Origin of the sequence: Curtobacterium sp. MCBA15_016, from assembly GCF_001865105.1 — a bacterium.
Lineage (GTDB): Bacteria > Actinomycetota > Actinomycetes > Actinomycetales > Microbacteriaceae > Curtobacterium.
This window is the reverse complement of sequence record NZ_MJGR01000020.1, coordinates 178,271-200,809: the sequence shown is the minus strand read 5'-3', so window position 1 is coordinate 200,809 and position 22,539 is coordinate 178,271. Positions and strand designations below refer to the sequence as shown.

Here is a 22,539-nt window from a genome sequence, read left to right as displayed (position 1 = left end):
GGTTCCGCCAGAGAGGCTTTTGGCTTTCGTTGCCCGGGGAAGAACCGTGGTGGACAAGATCTCCGGGTCTGTGACCAGGTGACCGTCTCGGCCGTTCCGTTCTCCGCCTCAGCGGCAACGAGTGATTACTTTACGCAGAGGTGAACGGCAGCACCAACCCGGGCCACATCCCGGGCGTGTCGGGTCTGCGAGGCCCGGAAACACGCGGATCGCGCGGTGCGGGCCGAGCCGACCTGCGCCGGGAACGACGGAAGGCACGGTGCGAACCCGCACCGTGCCTCCCGAACGAACGAACCGAACCGAACCGGACCGACCTACTCGGCCGCAGCCAACTGCCCGCACGCACCGTCGATCTCCTTGCCGCGGGTGTCGCGCAGGGTCGTCGGGATGCCCGCGGCGTTGAGTCGGCGGACGAACTCGTCCTGCACGTGCACCTCGGACGAGGTCCAGACCGAGCCGGGCGTCGGGTTGAGCGGGATCGGGTTCACGTGCACCCACCCCTTGCCGCGCTTGTTCAGCTTCTCGGCGAGCAGGTCGGCACGCCACGCGTGGTCGTTCATGTCCTTGATGAGCGCGTACTCGATCGAGACACGTCGGCCCGTCTTGACGAAGTAGTTGTGGGCGGCGTCGATAGCCTCGTCCGCCTTCCACTTCGAGTTCACCGGGATGAGCTCGTCGCGGAGTTCGTCGTCGGGCGCGTGCAGGGAGAGCGCGAAGGTGACGGGGATGTCCTCGTCGGCGAGCTTGTTGATCGCGGGGACGAGCCCCACGGTCGACACGGTGATGCCGCGGGCGCTCATGCCGAGGCCGTTCGGTTGCGGCGCGACCATGATCCGGACGGCGTCCATCACGCGCTTGTAGTTCGCGAGCGGCTCCCCCATGCCCATGAACACGATGTTCGTCACGCGCTCGGCGTCGACGCGGTCCTTCCCGCCCTTGCGGGGATCACCGCCGAGCTCCCCCGCCGCGATGGCGGCGTTGGCACGGACGATCTGCTCGATGATCTCGGCCGTGGACATGTTCCGGGTCAGCCCGGCCTGCCCGGTCGCGCAGAACGGGCAGTTCATCCCGCACCCCGCCTGGGACGAGACGCAGAGCGTGATGCGCCCCGGGTACCGCATGAGCACCGACTCGACCAGCGCCCCGTCGTGGAGCTTCCAGAGGAACTTGATCGTGTCGCCCTTGTCGGTCGCCAGACGACGGGTCTCGGTGAGGAGGGGCGGGAGCATGCCCGCCACGAGTTCCTCGCGCTGGGCGGCCGGCAGGTCGGTCATCTGCGCGGGGTCGGACGTGTAGTGCGTGAAGTAGTGGGTCGAGAGCTGCTTGGCGCGGAACTTCGGCAGCCCCAGCTCGACGACCTTTGCCTCGCGCTCGGCGACCGTCATGTCGGCGAGGTGTACGGGCGGCTTGCCACGCTTCGGGGACGCGAACTGCAGCAGCGGCCGGCCGTCGGTCCCGGTGGCCTGCGTCCAGCCCTCGGTGCGCGGACGCACCTGCGGACGAGCAGAGCGCTGCTCTTCGAAGGGGGTGCGGGTCTCGGAGGCCATCACTCCAGTTTACGGGACGACGACGCCCCGCGGGTGCCGGTCAGCTGCCGGCGGGGAGCACCCGGGCGAAGTGGTGCGCCGCGGAGTACATCGGCACGATGTCGACGACCGCGCCGGGGTGCGGCGCCTGGAGCACCAGTCCGTCGCCGAGGAAGATGCCGACGTGGTCCTCGTTGTCGTACACGACGAGGTCGCCGGGCTGCGCCTCGGACTCCGGGATCGTCGTCGCGGCGGCGTCCTGCGTCGGGACGTAGTGCACGAGCGGGATCCCGACGGCCGCGTACGCGACCATCGTCAAGCCGGAGCAGTCGATGCCCTCGTGGCTCGCGCCGCCCTCGACGTACGGGTCGCCCATGTACTGCAGGGCGGTGGAGACCACGGTCGCCCGGTCGCCACCGGCGGAGAGGATCTTCGAGATCGCGTCCTCCGCCTGCTGGGTGCTGACGCCGAACTTCGTCACGATCGTCGGGTAGGACACCACGGTCGTGGTCGTCGTCATGCCGTCCGTCGACACCACCGGGACCTCGACGTCCCGGGCGACGGTGTAGGTCTGCGTGTGCTGCGAGGTGGTCGTCCCGTGGTGCGCGTCGGTCGACGGGGTCGCGGCGTTCGCCGGGACCGCGAGCGTCAGGCTCGAGGTGATGGCCAGTGCGGGCGCGAGGAGCACCGCTGCGCGCTTCGCGTTGGCAGCCCGGCGGACGTGCCGCGGGTCGACCGCCCGTTCGGCTCGGAGCGCCGCGGACCGGGACAGCACGGCCGCTCCGGCGACGGCCGTCGAGGCGACCGGGCGGGTGTTCGACAGGGACACGCTGCGCGCCGGCTTCTCGTGCTCCACGAAGGTCGAGCGGGCCACGGCGGGGCCGAACGCGGAACGACGTCCGCGGGGACGGCGCAGTTCGACGGCTTCGGTGGTGGCCGCGCCGTCGGGGGCTGCGGGCAGTGCGTGGCGTCCCATGGTTCCTTCCGGGTCGGACGAGCCGGCCCGAGCAGATGACGAGGCGACTCGGGAAGATAACGTATTGGTCACGAACCTGGGCCCCGCTGGGCACTCGCCGCGGGTTCCTGCGGTTCGTCACAGGCTCGGGCGTTCCTCGCAGCCCGTTCAGAACCGGCCCGCACCGCTCCGGACGCGGCTCAGGCGGGGGTGGGCCGCACGACGGCGGCGATCCGCGCCTCCCGAGCCCGTGCCAGGTCGTCGAGGCGGGCCGCCAGGGCGCGCACCGACTCGTCGACCGGCGCGTCCCCCGAGATGTCCCCCGGGAGCGGCGCCCCCGCGGTGACCGCGAGCGGAAGGACGCCCGCCCAGACCGCGTGGTCCTCGGCGTCGTCGACAGCCTCGCCGACGCCGGCGGCGCGGATCTTCACGCTCGCGTGCTCGAGGGGCAGCTGGAGGACCTGGGTGGCACGGACCTCCTTGGCGGTCATCTCGCGGACCTCGTCGCGGCGTCCGGGCATGAGGTGGTCGGCGACCTGCCGGAGCGCCTCGGTCCGCAGGTCGTCCGGCACCACGGTGGCGTTGCCGACGACCACGGCGCTGCGGTAGTTCGCGGAGCTGTCGAAGGTCGAGCGTGCGAACACCAGGCCGTCGACGTGGGTCACCGTGGCGCTGACGGGGACACCCGCGGTGCCGGCGTCGAGGAAGAGACCGCCGCCGGTCGAGCCGTGCAGGAGCAGGACGGGGCCGGCGCCGAGGTCGCCGACGCCGCAGAGGAACGGCAGGACGAGCGGGTGTCCGTCGCGGACGAAGCCGACGTGCGCGACGATCGCCTCGGCGAGGATCGCGTCGAGGTCGGCGGGGTCGTGGGACTGGCGGTCGCGGAGGCGGCGGACGGCAAGCGACGGTACGGCGGGGTCGGCGGGGTCGGACGGGAGGCTCGTGGTGCGCATGCGGGCAACGCTAGGGTCAGGACCGGTCCGGTTCGTGGACCAGATCGGGTGTGCTCAGGTGGACCAGTTCGGGAAGACCGCCGGGGTCGTCGCGCGCGTCCGGGCGATGGTGCAGGACGGGACGCTGGTGGCCGGGGACGCAGTGCCGTCGACCCGCGTCCTCGCGGCGGAGCTGGGGGTGGCCCGGCGGACGGTGGTCGCGGCGTACGAGCAACTCGACGGCGAGGGGTGGATCCGGACGCGGCAGGGTGCGGTGGCGCGGGTGGCGGCGGGGGTCGGTGCGGGCCACTGGCCCACCGAGCACACGGCGCGGGACGCAACGGGGCGCACGGACGGGCACGCCGACAGCGCGGCGGGTACCGGCGCGGACCTCCTCGACGCCCGCCCCGGGATCCCCGCGGTGACGGCGATCGCCGCCCGCGACTGGCGGGCCGCCTGGCGCGCCGCTGCGGACGCCCCGCTCCGCAACGCACTGTCCGACCCGGCCGGCCTCCCGGAGCTCCGCGCGCAGATCGCTGCCCAGCTCGGCCTCGCTCGCGGGTTCGCCCCGGAGATCGGCCGGGTCGTGGTCACCGCCGGCACGGCCGAGGCGCTCTCGCTCGTCACCGAGGGACTCCGGAACCGCCTGGGTCGGGCGCCGGTCGTCGCCGTCGAGGATCCCGGCTACCGCTCCGGACGTCGGGCGATGACGAGCGCCGGGGCCACCCTCGTGGGTGTCCCGGTGGACGGCGACGGCGTCAACGTGGACGTCCTCGGCCGCATCGGCCCGGTGGACGCGGTCGTCGTCACGCCGACGCACCAGTACCCGCTCGGCTCGGTGATGCCGGTGGCACGACGGCTCCGCCTGCTCGACTGGGCGACGCGCACCGGGGCGGTCGTGGTCGAGGACGACTACGACTCGGAGTTCCGGCACCGCGGCTCCCCCGTCCCGGCACTGGCGGCACTCGACGCGACGGGCGTCGTGGTGCACGTCGGCGGGTTCTCGAAGACCCTCGATCCACGGCTGCGCTGCAGCTACGTGGTCCTGCCACCGGGGCCGGTGCACGAGGCCGTCGCCGCCTCGCGCCTCGCTCGCGGACCCGTGGTGGCGGAACCCGTGCAGATCGCGCTCGCGCACCTCCTCCGCACGGGCGCCCTCCGCCGTCACCTCGGCCGCGTGCGCCGGGACTACACGCACCGGCGCGAGCGGGTCGCGACGCGCGTCGCAGCGGTCGCGGGCCTGGAGGCGCGTGCCCTGGACGGCGGGCTGCACGCGGTCCTGACATGGTCGGGTCGGGCGGCGGGGCGCGACGTGGTCGCCCGGATGGCGCGGTCCGGTGTGCTGGTGAGCGCGGTGGAGGAGTACGAGGTGTCGCCGGGGAGCGCACCGGCGGGGATCGTCCTGGGCTACGGCGCGCTGACGCTGCCGCAGCTCGATCGCGCACTCGACGTCCTGCTCGAGGTCCTGCGGGTCACGGGCGGCTGAGCCGCAGGTGGGCCCGCACCCGCTCCTGCACGGCGCTGGCGTCCGGGTGGTCCCAGAGCGCGAAGTGGGTGCCGCCGGGCAGGACGAGGAGCTCCGCTCCCGGCACCTCGTCCGCCGCCCGGAGGCTGTTGGACGGCGGGACGTCGACGTCCGCGTCACCGTGCAGCAGCAGCGTCGGGGCCCGGACGGCTCCGAGATCGAGGTCGGTGACCGCGCCGAGGTTCCGGACGTCGGCCTCCCACCCGGCACGGTGCGGGCCCGCGGTGTTGCCGGTGCGGGCGAGGTCGAGCAGGAACGTGCGACGCTCCGGGTCGCGCAGGATCCCGCGGACGTGCTCGCGGAGCCGTCGACCGCGCAGGGAGCTCACGCCCGAGACCGCGAGGCGCACGACGACGCCGGGCACCAGTCGCGCGGCGGCACGGGCGAGCGCGGCGCCGAGGAGGGTGCCGCCGACCAGGCGCTCCGGTGCGGAGACCTCCGGGGGCGTCCAGGGACCGGTCAGTCCGGCCGCCACGACGAGGGAGCGGACCCGCTCGGGGTGGCGGACGGCGAACCGGTAGGCGGCAGGGGCCCCGCCCGACCAGGCGAGCACCGCCACGCGGTCGATGTCCAGCGCGTCGAGGACCTCGGCGTACCGATCGGCCTCGTCGTCGAGCGAGTCGTGGCCCGGTCGGACCCGGGTGCCGAGGTACCCGGGACGTGAGAGCGTGACGACACGGAAGTCGGCGGACGGCAGGAACCGCGCCATGATCTCGGCGACGTCGATCCCGCCGGGGGTGCCGTGCACGACGAGGACGGGAGCGCCCGCGCCGCGGACGGCGAACTCGGTGTCGTCGGTGACGACGGGACGCGTCTCTGGTGGCATCACCCGACGATATCCGCGGCGGCGATGAGTCGTCTCCGACCGCGGAGGGTGTCCCCCGGGTACTCGCCGTACATCGAGAAGTACGACCCCGAGAAGCGCCCCATGTGCCGGAAGCCGCAGGAGTGCGCGACGGTGGCCACGGAGGTCTCGCGGGGGTCCGCGAGCTGCAGGCCGAGGCGGGCCTTCTCGAGGCGCAGGTCGCGGAGGTACGCCATCGGGGTGCTGCCCTCGCGCCGTTGGAACCCCTCCTGCAGGGTCCGGACGCTGACCTCGGCCGCGGCGGCGATGTCGGTGGCGGCGATGGTCCGGTCGAAGTGCGCGTACATGAACGCCTTCGCACGTTCGACCGTCCCGCCGGGCGCAGCGGTCCCCCGGCGGTCGGCATCGGAGCGGAAGGCGCCGAGCACCGCCTCGGCGAGCCGCAGGTCGAGCGCGGCCCGGTCGGCGTCGACCACGGCGACGTCGAGCAGCGGACGGGCGACCTCGCGCAGCACGGCCTGCAGCGGCGCGAGGCGTTCGGCGGACACGGTCACGGGGAAGGCGAGGGGGACGGGGGCGGCGTCGGTGCCCACGACCGCGACGGCCTCGAGGAAGTCCGCGTCGAAGTGTACGAGGTGCTTCGTCCCCGCCGGTGCCGAGACGTGGAAGGGGCGTCCGGCCGGGTACATCACGGGCACGCCGGCGCGGAGGAGCACGTCGTCGTCCACCACGATGCCGCCCTCGACCGACCACGCCAGCAGGTACTGCCGTTCGGGTGCGAGGAATCCGGACCGAGCGGCGGACACCGACGACGTCCGGAGACTCAGGCGACCGTCCCCGGTGGCGCGGTACCGGAAGCCGAACGGCGACGAGGAGGGGGCGAAGGCCATGTCGTGGCCGTCGTACACGCCGCGGTAGAACTCGAGTGCTTCATCGGGGTCGGTGCCGCTCTGGAGGACTTCCCGGACAGAGGTCCGACGGACCTCCGCGGTCGAGGACTCCGCCGGCGGCCGGTCCGCCGCGGGGATCACCGTCGCTCCGGACCACCAGGCGATCGCTCCCCGACGAGGTCGGCGAGCGACGGCTCGGACTCGACGGGGACGGCCCAACCGCGGCGTGTGGCCCGTCGGAGGTGTCGGTACGTGGTCACCCGCACCGGCTGGACGTCGGCGTTCGACTCGTAGCTGCTCAGTTCCTGGCTGCTCATGGCGTGCTCCCTGCTCGCGAGCCCGGCTCCGCCTCGGCCTCGTGGATGCCGACGTCCAGAACGGCCTCAGGGTCAAGGAGGTGCCATCGGAGCGTCGGGAGGACGCGGATCGATGCCGTCTTCTCTAGCGACGGTACGCGCGTGCCGGACAGCCCACGTGGACCGGACACCCAGCCCGCGCTATCCGGACGGACCGCTGTCGGCACGGACTGGATTGTTCGCATACAATGCAAACATGTTGATCACCGTCGACCCCGGAGCGCGGGCATCGCTCGCGGACCAGGTGGCCGCCCAGATCCGGCACGCGATCGCCCGCGGCGAGTTCCGGAACGGCGAGCGGCTGCCGTCCGCGCGCGAACTCGCGGCCGCCGTCGACGTCAACATGCACACGGTGCTGCGGGCCTACGCCCAGCTGCAGGACGACGGGCTCATCGAGCTGCGCCGGGGCCGCGGTGCCACGGTGCTGCGGTCGGGCAACGCGTCGTTCGACCGGCTGCGGTCGTTGGTGGTGGAACTCCGTGAGCAGGCGGAGACCCTCGGGGTCCCGCTCGACGACCTGTACGCGATGATCAAGGGGGCACGATGACGACTCGGACGATGGGGACCGGCGCACGACTGGCCGTGGTGGGACCGAGCGCGGCGGTGGCCGTCGCGCTGGTCGTCACGGCACTCGTGCTCGGACCCGCGCTGCCGACACGGGTGGCGACGCACTTCGGCGCGGACGGTGTCGCCGACGCCTGGGGGTCGCCGTGGCCGTTCTTCTGGGGGTCCCTCGTGCTGGCCCTGGTCGCCGCAGGACTCGCGGTGGTGGCGCTCGGACGCAGCGACCGCCGGACGTGGGCGACCCTGCTGCTGGTGGCGAACCTCCTGAGCGGGTCCGTCGCGACCGCGTGGATCGCCGAGGCGATCGTGAACCGCGTCGACGACCCGACGTTCCCGGTGTGGTGGGCCGTCCTCACGCTCGCGGTCGGTGTCGCCGTGGCGGTGCCGCCGACGATCGCGCTCGTCCGGACGGCAGCGCCGGTCCCCGCGCACGACGTCCCTCCGTTGGACGTCCCGACGGACGCCCGGGTCGCCTGGCGTGCACGGGTCGGCAGCCCCTGGTTCGCGGGGCTCGGCGTGGTCCTCGTCGTCGGCGGCGTCGTCGCGGCCTGGGCCACCACGTCGGCGTCCGCGTCCGCCGACATCGGCGCGGCCGCGGTGTCGGGCGGGCTGCTCGTCCTCGCCGGGATCGCGGTGGCGGTGCTCGCGCGGGTCGAGTGCACGGTCGATCGACGCGGCCTCCGGCTGACCTCGACGTGGACGCGGATCCCCCTCGTGCGGGTCCCGCTCGACCGCATCGAGTCGTGCGGGTGGGAGCAGGTGTCGCCCGGGCAGTGGGGCGGGTGGGGCTACCGAGTCTCCGGCCGGGGTGTGGCGTACGTGGTCCGTTCGGGGCCGGGGCTCGTCGTCCGGCTCCGGGGCGGCGGAGCGCGGGTGGTCACGGTCGCCGATGCCGAGCGCGGTGCGGCGGCGCTCGGCGCGCTGCTCGCGGCACGCGGGCACGCCTGACCCCCGGGCGCGTGCGCTCTTCGTGAGCAGGAGTGGTCGGGTCGGTCGAGCGGACCCGACCATTTCTGCTCACCATCGAGCGGCCGGGGGCGCGGGCGGACGGGGGCGCGGGCGCGCGGCGCGGGCGGCGCGGCGCGGCGCTACAGGCTCGTCATGCCGCCGTCGACGCGGAAGAGCGCGCCGGTGGCGTAGGACGACTCGTCGCTCGCGAGGTACACCATGATCCCGGTGACGTCGTCCGGGGTCCCCGCCCGGCCGAGCGGCGTCCGGGACACGATCGCCGCGCGGGACTCGGGGTCGCCCGAGATCGCCTGGACGAGCGCCGTCTCGGTGTAGCCCGGCACGACGGTGTTGGCGCGGATGCCGTCACGGGCGTAGGCCATCGCGGTCGCCCGGACGAGCGCGTGGACGCCGCCCTTCGTGGACGAGTAGGCGGCGAAGTCGGCGCCCTCGCCGTTCAGGCCGGTCGGCGACCCCGTCACGATGACGGACCCGCCACCACCGGCCGCGAGCATCGCCCGGACGGCGTGCTTCACGGTGAGGAAGGTGCCCGTCAGGTTCACCGCGAGCGTGCGGTTCCAGGTCTCGAGCGAGACGTCGGCGACCTTGGCGTCGTGGCCGAAGAGCTGCACGCCGGCGTTGGCGACGACGACGTCCGGCACGGCGCCGCGGGCGACCAGGGTGGCGAAGCCGGCCGCGACGCTCGACTCGTCCGCGATGTCCACGGTGAGCGCGATCGCCGAGTCGGCAGCGGCAGCAGCGGAAGCAGATGCGGCAGCAGCAGTGGCAGCCGCGGCGTCGCGGTCCGCGTACACGACCCGCGCCCCCTCCGCCACGAACCGGTCCGCGATGGCCCGCCCGATCCCCGATCCGGCCCCGGTCACCAGGGCGGTCTTCCCGGTCAGTCGTCCGGCCATGCGTGTACTCCGTCCTCGGGGCGGCAGTGCCCCGTCCTCGGAGCGACGTCGCTCCTGGACACATCATTGCGCAACCGGTTGACCGACTGGTAGCAAAGGGACATGACCGACGACGGTGCGTGGGCGGACTCGACCGCCGAGGACGTGCTCGTCGTCGGACCGTGGCGTGTGACCCTCCGTGGCGCCGAGCTCGCCGACGTCCGCCACGACGGGGTGCCGGTGCTGCGCGGCATCCGGTTCGTCACCCGCGACCAGGACTGGCGCACCGCGGACGACACCGTCACCCGCCGGACGACCGACGCCGCCGCCGAGGCCGAAGCCGAAGCCGACGCCGACGCCGACGCGACCGACGAACGCGGGCACGCGCGGGCCCGCGCCCGCGCCCGCATCGAGGTGACGAGCGCCTTCGACGACGCCGAGGTCCTCCGCACCACCCTCGACCTCACGATCGACGACGACACCCTGCACGTCGACGCGACCGCCACCACGACGGCGCCGTTCCGCCGCAACCGCATCGGCCTGGTCGTCCTGCACCCGCCGACCCTCGCCGGCACCCCGTTCACGGTCCGCCACCCGGCAGCGCCCGCCACGGCGCACACGTTCCCGCTGTGGATCGCCCCGCACCAACCCGCGACCGACGTCGCCGGGTACGCCTGGACGACCGGCGGCACGGACTGCACGCTCGACCTCACCGGCGACGTGTTCGAGATGGAGGACCAGCGCAACTGGACCGACGCCTCGTTCAAGACCTACTCGACGCCGCTGGCCGAGCCCTTCCCCGTCGCGCTCGACGCCGGTGCCGTCGTCCACCAGGCGCTCACGCTGCGCGCGGTGCGACGACCGGGAGGCGCGCCCTCCCCCGCCCCGGACCTCGCCGCGCTCGACGGGCCGGCCCCGACCTCCGTGGTCACCCCGCCCCCGACCCTCCAGCTGCTGGCCGCCTCCGCCCCGGCCGCTGCGCGCCCGGACGACGCGGCACTCCCCGGCGGCGTGCCGATCCTCGTCGAGCCCGTCCTCGGCGACCCCGACGTCGCCGCGGTGCTCGCCTCCGCCCGGCGGGACGCCCGAGGCGCGCCGCTCGACGTGCGGTTCGTCACCGACGACCCGGCCCTGCTGCGCGCCGCGGTCGACGAGGTCCTGGAGTCCGGGCCGGTGGTGCGCATCGGCGCGTTCGACCCGTCGTCGCACGTGACGACCACTGCGCTGCAGCGGGCGCTCCGGGAGGCGGAGGCCGCACACGAGGGACTCGACGTCGTGGCCGGGACACGCGCGCACTTCACCGAGCTGAACCGCACGATCGAGCTGTTCGGCGACTGGGACGGCCCGCTCACGTTCAGCGTGACGCCGCAGATGCACGACCGCAGTCGTGCCCAGGTGACCGAGTCGATCCGGATGCAGCGCTGGGTGGCGATGAGCGCCTCCAGGCTGGCCGGCGGCAGGCCGCTCCACGTCGGGCCGGTGACGCTGCGCCCGCGGTTCAACGCGGTGGCGACGTCACCGCGTCGGGCCGTGACCGACGCGTCGGTCGAGGCCGGCCACGGGCCGCAGTCCGTGCCGGACGCGACGGATCCGCAGCAGCACTCCGCCGCCGCCGCCGCGTGGTTCGCCGCGGCCGTGCAGGCGCTCACGGTGCCGGGAGTCGCCTCGATCACGCTCGCCGAGGTGTGGGGGCCGAGGGGAACGCCCCGCCGGAAGGGGGTCGGCGGGGCGTTCCGGTCTCAGGGGTGATCAGCGCTTGACGGCGTCGATCTTGAGCATCTTGGCGATGACGCTGTCGAGTTCGCTGTCGTCGAAGACCTGCTTCCAGTCCTCCTTGATGAGCTTCTCGCGGCCGTAGCCCATCGCGATGTGGCAGGCGTCCGAGAACGGGTTCGAGCCGCGCAGGCCGTTGGTCAACGCGATCCAGGTGTGGCCGTAGAGCATGGCGCGGGCGGCCTCGCGGGGCACGCCGACACCGGTGACGGTCTCCTCGAGGGCGTCGTTGAGGAAGTCGCCGATCATGCAGGCGATGGTCTCGACGAGCGTCGGCTCGAGGACGGCGAGCTGCTTCACCGTGACCCAGTGCACCTGGATGACGGGCGCGTACATGGTCGTGATGACGGCCTCGGCGACGGCCTTGGCGGCGTCACCCTCGTCGCCGAGCGACTCCGACGCGTCGAAGGCGGCGATGACCTCCTGCGGGGCGGCGATGCCACCGAAGGTGTCGTCCCACTCCTCCTTGGTGGTGCGCTCGAGGAACACCGACGGGTGGCACGGGTGCGCGACGGCGTAGTGGATGTCCTCGCGCTTCGCGAGCAGCCCGGCGTAGGCGGCGGCCGGGTCGAGGGTCAGGATGCTGGCACCCGACTTCATGACGGGGACGAGCTGCTCGGAGATGCTGCCGAGCAGGACGTCCGGCACGGCGAGGATCACGACGTCGGCGACCTTGGCGGCCTCGACGCTGTCGGTGAGCGACCGGCCGAGGGCCTCGATGCGCTCCTGGCCGGCGGGCGAGGCCTCGCTGTAGAGCGTCGTGTACTCGCTCTTGGTGAAGTTGTTCGAGACGCGGGTGCCCATCTTGCCGCCGGCACCGATCACGGCGACGGTGACGTCGGCCGTACCGGATCCGGCAGCGACGGTGTGGGGGGTGGTGACGGTGTCGGTCATGATTCCTTGCTCCTGATGTACTCGATGGTGTGTTCGGTCCACGCCGCCTCGATGCGGGTGGTGGTCTGTGCCGGGTCGCCCGTGGTGCCGAGGGCCTCGTCCTGCCAGGGCAGCCAGAACTCGATCACACGGTTGATGCCCCGTGCGTCGGGGTGGATCGCGGCGCGGACGGCGTCGTAGTCGAGGAGACCGGTGCCGGTGCGGACGCCGGTGTACTGGAACCCGACCCAGCCCGGTGAGCGGGTGAACCCGGAGTCCTTGACGTGCCAGTTGCGGGTGTACGGGGCGGCTGCGGCGACCACGTCGGCGGGGTGCTCCAGCCGCGCGACGGTGTTCGCCGGGTCGAGGCAGATCCCGAGGTGGTCGGAGCCGACGGCCCGGACGACGGCGACGAGGTCCTCGGTGGCGACGACCTCGTAGGTCTCGAGCGCGAGCGTCACCCCGGCTGCCTCGTACGCGGGGAGCGCCCGGCGCAGTCGACGTTCGGTCTCGAGGGCGTCGGGCTGGTCGTCGCCGCTCGTCCACATGCTCCGCACGAGGGTCGCGCCGAGCGCCTGCGCGACGTGCAGGTACCGCGCGAGGTGCTCCGGGTGGGTCCCACGGGTGCCGACCTCGAGCGCGAGGCCGAGCTCGTCGGCCAGTGCCCGGATCGCGGCCAGTCGGTCGTCCGAGGCGGTGTCGAGCGGCAGGTGGTCGCAGATCTGGAAGAGGTCGACGCCGTCGTGCGCCGCCGCGTCCCGCATCGCGTCATCGAGCGACATCGGGTCCGGCACGCGGTCGGACATCCGCCAGAAGTAGGCGTAGGTGGAGAGGCCGAGCAGGGAGGTCATGCGGTCGCCCCCAGCTGCGCGGCTTCGTCGAGGATGGTCCGGATCGCGGCGGGGTCGTGGGCGAACCGTCCGAGGAACAGCCCGCCGATGCGCCCCTGCCCACGGGTGAGCAGGCCGGGTCCGGCGCTGCCGCCGTAGATCGCGACGGAGCCGGCGAGCTCCGGTCGGGAGGCGAGGTGCTCCTCGATCCCGGCGAGGACCGCGACGATGTGCTCGTCGGGCGCGGGCGCCGGGGCGCCGATCGCCCACACGGGTTCGTACGCCGCGATGACCGGCCCGGCGAGGCCGTCCGCGGTCGCGGTCGCCAGGAACCGGTCGAGCTGCGCGGTCACGTCCGCCACGGCGGTCTCACTGGAGGCGCGGGTGGTCTCCCCGACGCAGATCAGGGGCCGCAGGCGGTTGCGGAAGGCGGCGTGCACCTTCCCGGCGATCTCCTCGTCCGTCTCGTGGAACAGGGAGCGCCGCTCCGCGTGCGCGATCTCGACGAGCGCGACGCCGATCTCGCGCAGCTCCGCACCGGACACCTCGCCGGTGAAGGCGCCGGTGTCCGCCCAAGCCAGGTCCTGCGCGCCGAGCGTCACGGGGGCGTCCCCGATCACCTCGCGCACCGGGACGAGCGCGGGGAACGTCGGGATGACGAAGAGCTCGACGGCGCCGGACTGCACCGTGGGGTGGGTCCGGGCGATGTCGGCCACGGCGGCTGCCCACTCGAGCGTCCGGGCGTGGGAGAAGTACATCTTCAGCGACACCCCGATCGTGAGCGGGGCGGCTGCCGTGGACGCGGGCATCAGGCGTCGGTCCCGACCGGGGCCGACCCGTCGTACTGGCAAATTGCCTGCACCTTCTCCGCGCTCGCGGACGACGTGTCGAAGGTGTAGCCGAGCCACTCGCGCGCCATGCGCCGGGCGACCTCGACGCCGACGACGCGCTGGCCCATGCAGAGGACCTGGGCGTCGTTCGACAGGATCGAGCGCTCGACGCTGAACGAGTCGTGCGCGGTGACGGCCCGGATGCCGGGGACCTTGTTCGCGGCGATCGCGACGCCGAGTCCGGTGCCGCAGATCAGGATCGCCCGGTCCGCCTCGCCGTTCGCGACCATGCGTGCTGCGTCGACGGCGACGTGCGGGTAGGCGGTGTGCCCGTCCGCGTCGACGCCCACGTCGGTGACGCTGACCACGCGCGGGTCCGTGGCGAGGTCGGCCTTGATGATCTCCTTGTAGTCGAACCCGGCGTCGTCGGAGCCGACGACGATGCGGAACTGCTGCTCGGTCATGGGGTCTTCCTTACTTCTCGGAGAGCGTCGCGAGGACCGCGGCGGTGATGAGGGCGAACGAGATCGCACCGGCGTCGGGGGTGCCGACCGCGTCCTCGCCGTGGGTCCGGGCGCGGCCCATCCGCGGCAGCAGGTCGGCGGTGGCGTCGGCCGCGGTCGTGGCGGCGGCGGACGCGGCGGACCAGGCGTTGACCAGGTCGTCGCCGGCCGCGATGCGGGCGGTGAGGACCTCGTCGAACGGGACGAGCGCGTCGACCATGGTCTTGTCGCCCGGGACGGCCCCGAACGCGAGGACGGCCTCGGCGGCCGCGTGCACGGCGCCGGCGACGGTGGTGGCCGTCGGGCGCGAGGTGTCCCCGAGGACGCGACCCAGTGCCTCCAGGGCCGCACCCCAGATCGCGCCGGACGTGCCGCCGGCCTTGTCGGACCAGGCGTCACCGGCGATCGCGAGGACCGAGCCGGCACCGGCGCCGCGTGCTGCGGCGTCCTGCGCCGCCGCGTCCGCCGCGGTGGAGCCGCGCTGCATGCCGATCCCGTGGTCGCCGTCGCCGGCCACCGCGTCGATGCGGCCGAGTTCGTCGGCGTGGGCGTCGATCGTCGCGCGCACGGCCGTGATCGCCGTCGCGATGCGGGTGGCGGACACCCGGGACTCGTCGGTGCCGACGGTCACCGGGACGACCACGCCGGCCTCGAGGACGTCGGAGGACACGGGCTCCTGCGGGACGGCACCGCCCTTGCGGTAGGCGGGACTGTCGGCCGGGGCGGCCCAGAGTTCCTCGAGCTCGTCGTCGAGCCAGAACAGCGTCAGCGAGACGCCGGCCATGTCGAAGCTCGTGACGAGTTCGCCGACCTCGGGCTCGACGACGACTGCGCCGGCCGCGGTCAGTCGGCGCTGCACGGCGTCGAACACGACGAAGAGTTCCTCGTACTTGACGGAACCGAGGCCGTTGAGGATCGGGACGACGCGTGCCCCGTCGACTGCGACACCGGACGGCAGCTCGGTGAGCAGCTTGTCGACGAGCAGGTCCGCCAGTCCGGACGCGGTGGGGACGTCGGCTTCGTCGATGCCGCGTTCGCCGTGGATGCCCATGCCGATCGCCATGCGCCCCTCGGGGACGGTGAACAGGGGTTCGTCCGCGCCGGGGAGCGAGCAGCCGGAGAACGCGACGCCGAACGATCGGGTGCGGTCGTTCGCCCGCTCGGCGATCGCCGTGACGGTGTCGAGGTCGTCGCCACGCTCGGCGGCGGCTCCGGCGACCTTGAACACGCAGAGGTCGCCCGCGATCCCGCGGCGCTTGTGGGCCTCGGCACTCGGGGCACTCGCGACGTCGTCGGTCACGCGGACCGTGCGGACGTCGATGCCGGCCGCGGTGAGTGCCCGTGCAGCTGCGTCGAAGTTGAGGACGTCGCCGGCGTAGTTGCCGTAGCTCAGGAGCACCCCGCCGCCGTGCTCGGATGCATTCGCGACCGACGTGACCTGCTGGGCGCTCGGGCTGGCGAACAGGTTGCCCATCGCCGCACCGGCTGCCAGGCCGTGCCCGACGAGTCCGCCGAACGCCGGGTAGTGCCCGGACCCGCCGCCGACGACGAGCGCCACGGTCCCCTCGGGGCTGGTGGTCGAGCGGGCGACGCCGCCGTGGACCTTCCGCACCCGGGAGCGGTTCGCGGCGACGAAGCCGTCCACCATCTCGTCCGCGAAGTCCGCGGGGTCGTTGAACAGGCGGGTCATGCGTGGGACTCCTGGGTCGTGGTCGTCGCGGCCTGCGCGGCAGCGTCGGCGTCGCGTCGCTCGTTCCGCTTCGTGGTCCGGCCGAGGACGAACATCAGGACGCTCGACAGCACCATGAAGAACCCGACGATGAACATCGGCACCTGGTACCCGCCGGTCCACTCACTGACGGCGCCGGTGATGTACGGCGCGGCGAACCCGCCGAGGTTGCCGACGGTGTTGATGAGCGCGACGCCCGCGGCCGCTGCGGCACCGGTGAGGAACTGCGTCGGGACGGTCCAGAAGTTCGGCAGCGCGGCGAAGATCGAGCACGCGGTGATCGCGATGACGGCGACCGTGGCGGCCGGGCTGTTCATGTAGAGGGCCACCGGGATGCTCAGGCCACCGACGAGGGCGGGGACCGCGATGTGCCACACCCGGACGCCGCGTCGGAACGCGTCACGCGACCAGAAGTAGAGGACGACGGCGGCGGGCACGTACGGGATCGCCGTGATGAGCCCCTTCTGGAACAGGTCGAACGTGGTGCCGAACTGCTCCTGGAAGCCGTCGATGATGGTCGGCAGGAAGAAGCTCAGGGCGTACAGGCCGTAGATGAAGCCGAAGTACACCGCGGCGAGCATCCAGACGCGACCGGAGCCGAACGCCGCTCGGAGGCCGCCCTTGCCGTGCGCGTTCCCCTCCTTCTGGCTGTTCTCCTTCGCGAGGGCGCCCTCGAGCCAGAGTTTCTCGTCCTCGTCGAGCCACTTCGCCTGCGACGGCTTGTCCTTCAGCACGAAGAGGCACAGGATGCCGACGATGATCGCGGGGATCGACACGCAGAGGAACATGAAGCGCCAGCCCGCGAGGCCGCCGAGCAGTCCCTCGTGGGTCATCAGCCAGCCGGCGAGCGGCGAACCGATCACGCTGGTGAGCGGCTGCGCCAGGTAGAAGAGCGCGAGCATCTTGCCGCGGTGCCGGGCGGGGACCCAGGTCGACAGGAACAGGATCGCACCGGGGAAGAACCCGGCCTCGGCGATGCCGAGCAGGAAGCGCAGGCCGACGAGCTGCGGGTAGTTCTGCACCCACGTGAAGAGCAGCGAGACGATGCCCCACGTGATCATGATGCGGGCGAGCCAGACGCGAGCGCCGAACTTGTGCAGCGCCAGGTTGGACGGCACCTCGAGCACGAGGTAGCCGATGAAGAACACGCCCGAGGCGAACCCGAACTGTGCGGCGGTCAGGCCGAGGTCGGCCTCCATGCCGTTCGGGGCCGCGAAGGAGATCGCGGTGCGGTCGAGGAAGTTGATGAAGAACATCAGCGCCACGAAGGGCACGATGCGGATCGCGATCTTGCGGATGGCCGTCTTCTCGACGACCGAGGTGGGGATGCCTCGCGTGGCGGGGATGTCCACGATGACTCCTGCTCGGGTGGGGTGGTGCTCCGGTCGGCTGCTGCGCCGGGGACGGAGGTGACGCATCGGTGCGCACGGACCAGTGTGCGCGGTCACTGCAAACTTGTCAACCGGTTGACCATTCCGCCCCACCGCGGCTCGGCAGGGAGTCCCACCGCAACCGGTTGACCGACCGGTACGCTCACTGCATGCCCGCGTTCAGCCCGGACGACCCGCTCAACATCCGCCTCGAACTCGAGTCGGTGCCGACGGGCTCCCCCGCCTCCGAGGTCGCCCGACAGCTCGTCTCCCTGCTGACCGCCGGCGACCTGGCACCCGGCTCGCGGCTGCCCTCGGAGCGGGTGCTGGCCGAACGGCTCGGGGTCGGCCGGTCCGCCGTGCGAGAGGCCCTCGCGGCGCTCGAGATCCTCGGCATCGTGCAGATCCGCCCGGGTTCCGGCACGTACCTGCAGGGCGGGACCTCGGACCTGCTGCCGACGACCCTGTCGTGGGGGCTCATGCTCGCGTCGAACCGGACGCGGGAGCTGCTCGAGGTCCGGTCGTCGCTCGAACGCACCGCGGCGATCCTCGCCGCCCAGCGTGCGACGCCGGCGCAGCTCGACGAGCTCCAGACCTACATCGACCGGCAGCACCAGGCGCTCGACGACCCGGACGCCTTCATCGACGCCGACGTCCGGTTCCACGTGCTGCTCGCCCGCTCCGCCGGGAACGACGTGCTCGCCGACCTGCTGCAGAGCCTCCGCTCGATGCTCAGCGTGTGGGTCGGCCGTCGTGTCCGGACCCGCCAGGCCACCGAGGCCGCGTACGAGGAGCACCGTGCGATCCTCGAGGCGCTCCGGGCCGGGGACGTGCTCGCGGTGCAGCGGGCGATGGACGACCACATGGCCACGGCGAGCGCCCGCATCGAGCACGCCGGCCCCGCCGACTGACGGGCGGGGCCCGGGCGCGCGGGGGCCCGCGCGGCGCTTCGTGAGCAGAAATGGTCGGGTCGGGGAGAGCGACCCGACATCTTCCGCTCACGATCGGGCGGCCAGGAGGCGCGGCGCGGCCCCGCCACGCACGGTGCGACGTTGCCGGGGTGGCAACACCGCTTGGGGTCCGGCCGGTCCGTGCGGTGGAGTGACGGCATGCACACGCACCGGGAGCCGACCGACACGACCGCACGCAGCTGGTGGGAGGCCCGCTACGCCGAGCACGACGGGATCTGGTCGGGGCGGGTGAACGCAGTGCTCGCCGACGTCGCGTCGTCGCTGCCCGCGGGACGCGCGCTCGACCTGGGCTGTGGCGAGGGCGGAGACGTCGTCTGGCTCGCCCGGCAGGGGTGGGCGACCACCGGGGTGGACCTGTCGGTGACGGCGGTCACCCGCGGTTCCCGGGCTGCCGTCACCGCCGGGGTCGAGGAGCGGACGGCGTTCGTCGCGGCGGACCTCGGCTCGTGGGACACCGCGGCGCGGTTCGACCTCGTCACGGCGTCGTTCCTGCAGTCCTGGCCGGTCGAGATCCCGCGTGCGGCGATCCTGCGGCGGGCGGCCGGGTTCGTGGCGTCCGGCGGGCACCTGCTCGTGACGGCGCACGCCGCGCCCCCGCACGGGGACCTGCCCGAGGAGATGCGGGCGTACCGCTTCCCGACGCCGGCGGAGGACCTCGCGGCGCTGGGGCTCGACGACGGGTGGGAGGTCGTCGCCGCCGAGCTCCGACCGCGCACCGCGGTGACGCCCGAGGGAGCGCCGCACGAGGTGCTCGACAGCGTGGTGCTGGTCCGCCGCCGCCCCCTCAGCGAGGCAGGGGCAGCGGCAGCGGCACCGAGGCCGTGAACGCCCGGACCACCCGGTCGACGACGTCCGTCGCCGGGGCGTCCCACACGGCCTGGTTGAAGATCTCCACCTCGACGTCCCGGGAGTACCCGGCGGCGCTCACGGCAGCGGTGACCGGCCCGAAGTCGATGTGCCCGTCCCCCATCACACCGCGGGAGAGCAGCGGGTCGGCGGCGATCGGGGTGAGCCAGTCGCACACCTGGTAGCTCGCGATCCGCCCGGCGGCACCGGCGCGGGCCACCGAGGCCGCGAGTGCCGGGTCCCACCAGACGTGGAACGTGTCCACGACCACACCGACGGCAGCAGCCGGGAAGGGCGCCGCGAGGTCGAGGGCCTGCGCGAGGGTCGACACGACGGCCCGATCGGCGGCGTACATCGGGTGCAGGGGCTCGACGGCGAGCTGGACGCCGGCATCGAGGGCGTGCGGAACGAGGTCGGCGAGGGCGTCGGCCACGCGGTCCCGGGCGTCGATCAGGTCACGGGACCCCTCGGGCAGTCCTCCGGCGACGAGCACGAGCACCGGCGCGGACCCGGGCGCGCCGGCCTCGGCCAACGCCGCGGTCTCGTCGATCGCCCGGCGGTTGTCGTCGAGTGCCCGCTGCCGTTCGGTGCCGGCCGGGAGGGTGAAGAAGCCGCCGCGGCAGTGCGAGGAGACCCGGAGGCCGGAGTCGGCGACCATCCGCACGGCCTCGGACAGCCCGACCTCGGCGACGGGCTCCCGCCAGGTGCCGATCGCCTGGACGCCGGCGGCGCGGACGGTGTCGAGGGCGTCCCGGAGCGAGGCGTACTTGATCGTCGCCTGGTTGATCGAGAGCCGTGGATGCGGGTGTGCAGAGCCAGCGGCCGCACCGGTCCGCGAGGCCTGCACCGAAGGGCTCACGCGACCACCCCGGAGAGCGGGCGGTCGGCGGGGGTCGAGCCGCGCCTCCTGGCCGTCACGGGCACACCGGACACGGTGAGCAGGTCGTGCCACCGCGACGCCGCGAGCGACGGGTCCTCGAGCGCGCCGCAGGCGTTCGCGAGCCGGACGGTCTCGGACAGGTGCGGCAGGGAGCGGCCGGCGTGCTGACCGCCCACCATCGCGAAGGCACCCTGGTGGCCGTTCAGCCAGGCGAGGAAGGCGATGCCGGTCTTGTAGTGCCAGGTCGGGGCGCTGAAGACGTGGCGGGACAGGGCCTCGGTGGGGCCGAGCAGCGCGCGGAAGGCGGTCTCGTCGGGGAGGGCCCGGACGGCGGCGGAGGCGATCGGCGCCACGGCGGCGAACGCGCCGAGCAGGGCGTCGGAGTGCGTCCGATCGGTCCCGGCGACGAGGTCGACGTAGTGGAAGTCGTCGCCGGTGAACATCCGGACGCCGGCGGGCAGTTGGGAGCGGAGGGCGACCTCGGCCCGGGCGTCGAGCAGGCTCATCTTGATGCCGGCGACCTTCGACCCGGCGTCGCCCATGATGTCGAGCACGGTGTCGGGGCCGTGCTGACCGCCGAAGTAGCCGGCGAGGGCGGGGTCGAACGCCTCCCCCAGCCAGTGCAGGACGACGGGGGCGCTCGCCCGCTCGATGACCCTGCGGTAGACGCGGCGGTAGACGGCGGGATCGCTGCCCGCCAGGCGCGCCAGGTGTCGGCTCGCCATGAGCACGACCCCCGCGCCGGCGTCCTCGGCGTGGTGGAGCTGGGCGACGTAGGCATCGACGACCTGCTGCTCGGTGGCGACCTGGTCCGGGAGGTCGTCGGTGTTCACGCCGACGACGATGCGGCCGCCGACAGACTGCGCCTCGCGGGCGCTGCGGGTGATGAGCTCGCGCGTGGCGGCCGGGTCGAGCCCCATGTTCCGCTGCGCGGTGTCCATCGCGTCCGCGACGCCGAGGCCCCACGACCAGAGGTGGTGCCGGAACGCGAGGGTGGCGTCCCAGTCGAGGTCCGCCGGTGCACCCGGCGTGTTGTCGGCGGCGGTGCGCGGGACGACGTGGGCGGCGGCGTAGACGACGCGCTCGGTGAAGGGGGCGGTCGGCTTCGCCGTGGCCGCGACGGCCGGCTCGCGCAGGTCGACCCGGCTGGTCGTGCCGTCGGGCGCGAGCAGGGTCAGGGTGGTCATGCGCGTGCTCCGACGGTCTCGGCGTCGTCGGCGCGGTCGGCGCGGTCGGCGCGGTCGGCGCGGTCGGTGCGGTCGGCGTTGTCGGCGCGTTCGGTGCGGTCGGCGTTGTCGGCGCGTTCGGTGCGTTCGGCGCGGTCGGCGCGGTCGGCGCTGTCGCCCTGGAGGCGCGGCTCGGCCCCGGTGGGCAGGGTCAGCTCCGGCAGGTCGATGCGTCGTCCTTCGGCGCTCGATCGCAGACCGGCCTCCGCGAGCGCCACGCCGCGGGCACCGGACAACAGGTCGTAGGGGTGCGGGCGGCCGGCCACGAGGTCGCGCAGGAAGTCCTCCCACTGCGCGCGGAAGCCGTTGCCGAACACCTCGTTGTCGGGGACCTCGAGCCACTGCGCCCTGTAGTCGCGGTCGTCTCGCAGGTCGGGGTTCCACACCGGCTTCGGCGTCGCCGTCCGGGGCTGGATCCGGCAGCCGAACAGTCCCGCGACGGCGCTGCCGTCGGTGCCGTCGACCTGGAACTCGACGAGCTCGTCACGGTCGACCCGGACCGCCCAACTCGAGTTGATCTGCGCCGTGATGCCGCCGGCGAGGTCGAACACGCCGTAGGCCGCGTCGTCCGCGGTCGCCGCGTACCCGGTCCCCTGCTCGTCGGTTCGCTCGTCGATGTGCGTGACCGCGCGGGCGTACACCGACTCCACGCGGCCGAACAGCTGCTCGAGGACGTAGTTCCAGTGCGGGAACATGTCGACGACGATGCCGCCGCCGTCCTCGCGGCGGTAGTTCCAGCTCGGCCGCTGCGCGGTCTGCCAGTCCCCCTCGAACACCCAGTAGCCGAACTCGCCGCGGACGGAGAGGATCCGGCCGAAGAACCCGGAGTCGATGAGCCGGCGGAGCTTCCGGAGGCCGGGCAGGTAGAGCTTGTCGTGCACGACGCCGTTCGGCACGCCGGCGTCGGCGGCGAGGCGGGCGAGCTCGAGCGCCTCGTCGGAGGTCTCGGCCGTGGGCTTCTCGGTGTAGACGGCCTTGCCGGCGGCGATCGCCTTCCGCAGGGCGTCGGCGCGGGCGCTCGTCACGGCGAAGTCGGCGAAGACGTCCCAGCGGGGATCGGCGAGGGCGGCGTCGAGGTCGGTCGTCCAGTGCTCGAGGCCGTGCCGGGTGGCGATCTCCTCGAGCTTCGCGGCGTTCCGGCCGACGAGGATCGGTTCGACCTGCAGCCTCGTGCCGTCCGGGAGCGGGAGCCCGCCGTCGTCGCGGATGGCCAGGATCGACCGCACGAGGTGCTGGCGGTAGCCCATGCGTCCGGTGACGCCGTTCATGATGATGCCGATGGTGCGCGTGGTCAACGCGTGCTCCCTTGCT

22 protein-coding genes are annotated in these 22,539 nt (G+C 73.4%); 6 read left to right on the top strand and 16 right to left on the bottom strand.

The window, feature by feature from the left end:
* Positions 1–314 precede the first annotated feature (314 nt).
* The 3 genes from rlmN to BIV03_RS09540 form a co-directional block, all read right to left on the bottom strand.
* A complete protein-coding gene (rlmN, locus tag BIV03_RS09550) occupies positions 315–1,547 on the bottom strand; it encodes a 23S rRNA (adenine(2503)-C(2))-methyltransferase RlmN (RefSeq protein WP_070416448.1) in 1,233 nt (410 codons plus the stop codon).
* Between the two features lie 40 nt (positions 1,548–1,587).
* Positions 1,588–2,502: a C40 family peptidase gene (locus BIV03_RS09545; RefSeq protein WP_071295487.1), complete on the bottom strand. Its 915-nt coding sequence runs from the start codon at positions 2,500–2,502 to the stop codon at positions 1,588–1,590.
* Positions 2,503–2,681: 179 nt separating this feature from the next.
* Positions 2,682–3,434: a pyridoxamine 5'-phosphate oxidase family protein gene (locus BIV03_RS09540; protein ID WP_071295486.1), complete on the bottom strand. Its 753-nt coding sequence runs from the start codon at positions 3,432–3,434 to the stop codon at positions 2,682–2,684.
* Positions 3,435–3,492: 58 nt separating this feature from the next.
* On the opposite strand from BIV03_RS09540, the gene BIV03_RS09535 reads away from it, so the two are divergent.
* Positions 3,493–4,899 carry a PLP-dependent aminotransferase family protein gene (locus tag BIV03_RS09535; RefSeq protein ID WP_175475785.1) on the top strand — a complete coding sequence of 469 codons (1,407 nt, stop codon included), beginning with the start codon at positions 3,493–3,495 and terminating at the stop codon, positions 4,897–4,899.
* On the opposite strand, the gene BIV03_RS09530 is transcribed toward BIV03_RS09535, so the two are convergent.
* The 3 genes from BIV03_RS09530 to BIV03_RS09520 are packed head-to-tail and all read right to left on the bottom strand — an operon-like array spanning position 4,886 to position 6,950.
* Entirely contained in the window at positions 4,886–5,764 is an 879-nt protein-coding gene (locus BIV03_RS09530; protein WP_071295485.1) for an alpha/beta fold hydrolase, read from the bottom strand. The two genes, BIV03_RS09535 and BIV03_RS09530, sit on opposite strands and share 14 nt — an antisense overlap.
* Positions 5,764–6,774, bottom strand: a complete 1,011-nt coding sequence (locus BIV03_RS09525; RefSeq protein ID WP_071295484.1) for a helix-turn-helix domain-containing protein — start codon at positions 6,772–6,774, stop codon at positions 5,764–5,766. The genes BIV03_RS09530 and BIV03_RS09525 overlap by 1 nt, the downstream gene beginning before the upstream one ends.
* Positions 6,771–6,950: a hypothetical protein gene (locus BIV03_RS09520; protein WP_070416453.1), complete on the bottom strand. Its 180-nt coding sequence runs from the start codon at positions 6,948–6,950 to the stop codon at positions 6,771–6,773. The genes BIV03_RS09525 and BIV03_RS09520 overlap by 4 nt, the downstream gene beginning before the upstream one ends.
* A 235-nt stretch (positions 6,951–7,185) precedes the next feature.
* On the opposite strand from BIV03_RS09520, the gene BIV03_RS09515 reads away from it, so the two are divergent.
* Both BIV03_RS09515 and BIV03_RS09510 read left to right on the top strand, forming a co-directional pair.
* On the top strand, positions 7,186–7,536 hold the full coding sequence (locus BIV03_RS09515; protein WP_070416454.1) for a GntR family transcriptional regulator: 351 nt from the start codon (positions 7,186–7,188) through the stop codon (positions 7,534–7,536).
* Positions 7,533–8,501: a DUF1648 domain-containing protein gene (locus BIV03_RS09510; protein ID WP_071295483.1), complete on the top strand. Its 969-nt coding sequence runs from the start codon at positions 7,533–7,535 to the stop codon at positions 8,499–8,501. The genes BIV03_RS09515 and BIV03_RS09510 overlap by 4 nt, the downstream gene beginning before the upstream one ends.
* A 140-nt stretch (positions 8,502–8,641) precedes the next feature.
* Here BIV03_RS09510 and BIV03_RS09505 read toward each other — a convergent pair whose 3' ends face one another.
* The gene (locus BIV03_RS09505) at positions 8,642–9,418 is read right to left on the bottom strand and encodes an SDR family NAD(P)-dependent oxidoreductase (protein WP_071295482.1); all 777 of its coding nucleotides are present in this window, start codon (positions 9,416–9,418) and stop codon (positions 8,642–8,644) included.
* A gap of 102 nt (positions 9,419–9,520) precedes the next feature.
* Between BIV03_RS09505 and BIV03_RS09500 the strand changes: the two genes are divergently transcribed.
* Positions 9,521–11,146 (top strand): hypothetical protein, encoded by a 1,626-nt coding sequence (locus BIV03_RS09500; protein WP_071295481.1) that lies wholly within the window; start codon positions 9,521–9,523, stop codon positions 11,144–11,146.
* Here BIV03_RS09500 and BIV03_RS09495 read toward each other — a convergent pair whose 3' ends face one another.
* Genes BIV03_RS09495 through BIV03_RS09470 form a run of 6 tightly spaced genes read right to left on the bottom strand, consistent with a single transcriptional unit; the run spans position 11,147 to position 17,287 of the window.
* A complete protein-coding gene (locus BIV03_RS09495; protein WP_071295480.1) occupies positions 11,147–12,064 on the bottom strand; it encodes a phosphogluconate dehydrogenase C-terminal domain-containing protein in 918 nt (305 codons plus the stop codon).
* Complete coding sequence (locus BIV03_RS09490; RefSeq protein ID WP_071295479.1) at positions 12,061–12,894, bottom strand: sugar phosphate isomerase/epimerase family protein; 834 nt, start codon at positions 12,892–12,894, stop codon at positions 12,061–12,063. The genes BIV03_RS09495 and BIV03_RS09490 overlap by 4 nt, the downstream gene beginning before the upstream one ends.
* Positions 12,891–13,682 carry a triose-phosphate isomerase family protein gene (locus tag BIV03_RS09485; RefSeq protein ID WP_071295478.1) on the bottom strand — a complete coding sequence of 264 codons (792 nt, stop codon included), beginning with the start codon at positions 13,680–13,682 and terminating at the stop codon, positions 12,891–12,893. The genes BIV03_RS09490 and BIV03_RS09485 overlap by 4 nt, the downstream gene beginning before the upstream one ends.
* On the bottom strand, positions 13,682–14,167 hold the full coding sequence (locus tag BIV03_RS09480; RefSeq protein WP_071295477.1) for a ribose-5-phosphate isomerase: 486 nt from the start codon (positions 14,165–14,167) through the stop codon (positions 13,682–13,684). Before BIV03_RS09480 ends, BIV03_RS09485 begins: the two co-directional genes overlap by 1 nt.
* A gap of 10 nt (positions 14,168–14,177) precedes the next feature.
* Positions 14,178–15,896, bottom strand: a complete 1,719-nt coding sequence (locus BIV03_RS09475) for a dihydroxyacetone kinase family protein (protein ID WP_071295476.1) — start codon at positions 15,894–15,896, stop codon at positions 14,178–14,180.
* Positions 15,893–17,287, bottom strand: coding sequence for an MFS transporter (locus BIV03_RS09470; protein WP_071295475.1), 1,395 nt, complete (start codon positions 17,285–17,287; stop codon positions 15,893–15,895). The genes BIV03_RS09475 and BIV03_RS09470 overlap by 4 nt, the downstream gene beginning before the upstream one ends.
* 188 nt (positions 17,288–17,475) lie before the next feature.
* On the opposite strand from BIV03_RS09470, the gene BIV03_RS09465 reads away from it, so the two are divergent.
* Both BIV03_RS09465 and BIV03_RS09460 read left to right on the top strand, forming a co-directional pair.
* Complete coding sequence (locus BIV03_RS09465) at positions 17,476–18,216, top strand: FadR/GntR family transcriptional regulator (protein ID WP_070416464.1); 741 nt, start codon at positions 17,476–17,478, stop codon at positions 18,214–18,216.
* 198 nt (positions 18,217–18,414) lie between these two features.
* Complete coding sequence (locus BIV03_RS09460; RefSeq protein WP_071295511.1) at positions 18,415–19,101, top strand: bifunctional 2-polyprenyl-6-hydroxyphenol methylase/3-demethylubiquinol 3-O-methyltransferase UbiG; 687 nt, start codon at positions 18,415–18,417, stop codon at positions 19,099–19,101.
* On the opposite strand, the gene BIV03_RS09455 is transcribed toward BIV03_RS09460, so the two are convergent.
* Genes BIV03_RS09455 through BIV03_RS09445 form a run of 3 tightly spaced genes read right to left on the bottom strand, consistent with a single transcriptional unit; the run spans position 19,061 to position 22,496 of the window.
* Complete coding sequence (locus BIV03_RS09455; protein ID WP_175475783.1) at positions 19,061–19,981, bottom strand: sugar phosphate isomerase/epimerase; 921 nt, start codon at positions 19,979–19,981, stop codon at positions 19,061–19,063. The two genes, BIV03_RS09460 and BIV03_RS09455, sit on opposite strands and share 41 nt — an antisense overlap.
* Positions 19,978–21,189, bottom strand: a complete 1,212-nt coding sequence (locus BIV03_RS09450; RefSeq protein ID WP_071295473.1) for a DUF993 family protein — start codon at positions 21,187–21,189, stop codon at positions 19,978–19,980. Before BIV03_RS09450 ends, BIV03_RS09455 begins: the two co-directional genes overlap by 4 nt.
* Positions 21,186–22,496 (bottom strand): Gfo/Idh/MocA family protein, encoded by a 1,311-nt coding sequence (locus tag BIV03_RS09445; RefSeq protein ID WP_254790841.1) that lies wholly within the window; start codon positions 22,494–22,496, stop codon positions 21,186–21,188. The genes BIV03_RS09450 and BIV03_RS09445 overlap by 4 nt, the downstream gene beginning before the upstream one ends.
* Between the last annotated feature and the right edge of the window lie 43 nt (positions 22,497–22,539).

Excerpts from the sequence above, each read along its gene's own strand:
- BIV03_RS09445 (WP_254790841.1), bottom strand. The coding sequence starts at position 22,496 with ATGAACGGCGTCACCGGACGCATGGGCTACCGCCAGCACCTCGTGCGG.
- BIV03_RS09515 (WP_070416454.1), top strand. The coding sequence starts at position 7,186 with ATGTTGATCACCGTCGACCCCGGAGCGCGGGCATCGCTCGCGGACCAG.
- BIV03_RS09450 (WP_071295473.1), bottom strand. The coding sequence starts at position 21,189 with ATGACCACCCTGACCCTGCTCGCGCCCGACGGCACGACCAGCCGGGTC.
- BIV03_RS09505 (WP_071295482.1), bottom strand. The coding sequence starts at position 9,418 with ATGGCCGGACGACTGACCGGGAAGACCGCCCTGGTGACCGGGGCCGGA.
- BIV03_RS09465 (WP_070416464.1), top strand. The coding sequence starts at position 17,476 with ATGCCCGCGTTCAGCCCGGACGACCCGCTCAACATCCGCCTCGAACTC.
- BIV03_RS09460 (WP_071295511.1), top strand. The coding sequence starts at position 18,415 with ATGCACACGCACCGGGAGCCGACCGACACGACCGCACGCAGCTGGTGG.
- BIV03_RS09475 (WP_071295476.1), bottom strand. The coding sequence starts at position 15,896 with ATGACCCGCCTGTTCAACGACCCCGCGGACTTCGCGGACGAGATGGTG.
- BIV03_RS09490 (WP_071295479.1), bottom strand. The coding sequence starts at position 12,894 with ATGACCTCCCTGCTCGGCCTCTCCACCTACGCCTACTTCTGGCGGATG.
- BIV03_RS09495 (WP_071295480.1), bottom strand. The coding sequence starts at position 12,064 with ATGACCGACACCGTCACCACCCCCCACACCGTCGCTGCCGGATCCGGT.
- BIV03_RS09510 (WP_071295483.1), top strand. The coding sequence starts at position 7,533 with ATGACGACTCGGACGATGGGGACCGGCGCACGACTGGCCGTGGTGGGA.
- BIV03_RS09540 (WP_071295486.1), bottom strand. The coding sequence starts at position 3,434 with ATGCGCACCACGAGCCTCCCGTCCGACCCCGCCGACCCCGCCGTACCG.
- rlmN (WP_070416448.1), bottom strand. The coding sequence starts at position 1,547 with ATGGCCTCCGAGACCCGCACCCCCTTCGAAGAGCAGCGCTCTGCTCGT.
- BIV03_RS09480 (WP_071295477.1), bottom strand. The coding sequence starts at position 14,167 with ATGACCGAGCAGCAGTTCCGCATCGTCGTCGGCTCCGACGACGCCGGG.
- BIV03_RS09545 (WP_071295487.1), bottom strand. The coding sequence starts at position 2,502 with ATGGGACGCCACGCACTGCCCGCAGCCCCCGACGGCGCGGCCACCACC.
- BIV03_RS09530 (WP_071295485.1), bottom strand. The coding sequence starts at position 5,764 with ATGCCACCAGAGACGCGTCCCGTCGTCACCGACGACACCGAGTTCGCC.
- BIV03_RS09485 (WP_071295478.1), bottom strand. The coding sequence starts at position 13,682 with ATGCCCGCGTCCACGGCAGCCGCCCCGCTCACGATCGGGGTGTCGCTG.
- BIV03_RS09500 (WP_071295481.1), top strand. The coding sequence starts at position 9,521 with ATGACCGACGACGGTGCGTGGGCGGACTCGACCGCCGAGGACGTGCTC.
- BIV03_RS09520 (WP_070416453.1), bottom strand. The coding sequence starts at position 6,950 with ATGAGCAGCCAGGAACTGAGCAGCTACGAGTCGAACGCCGACGTCCAG.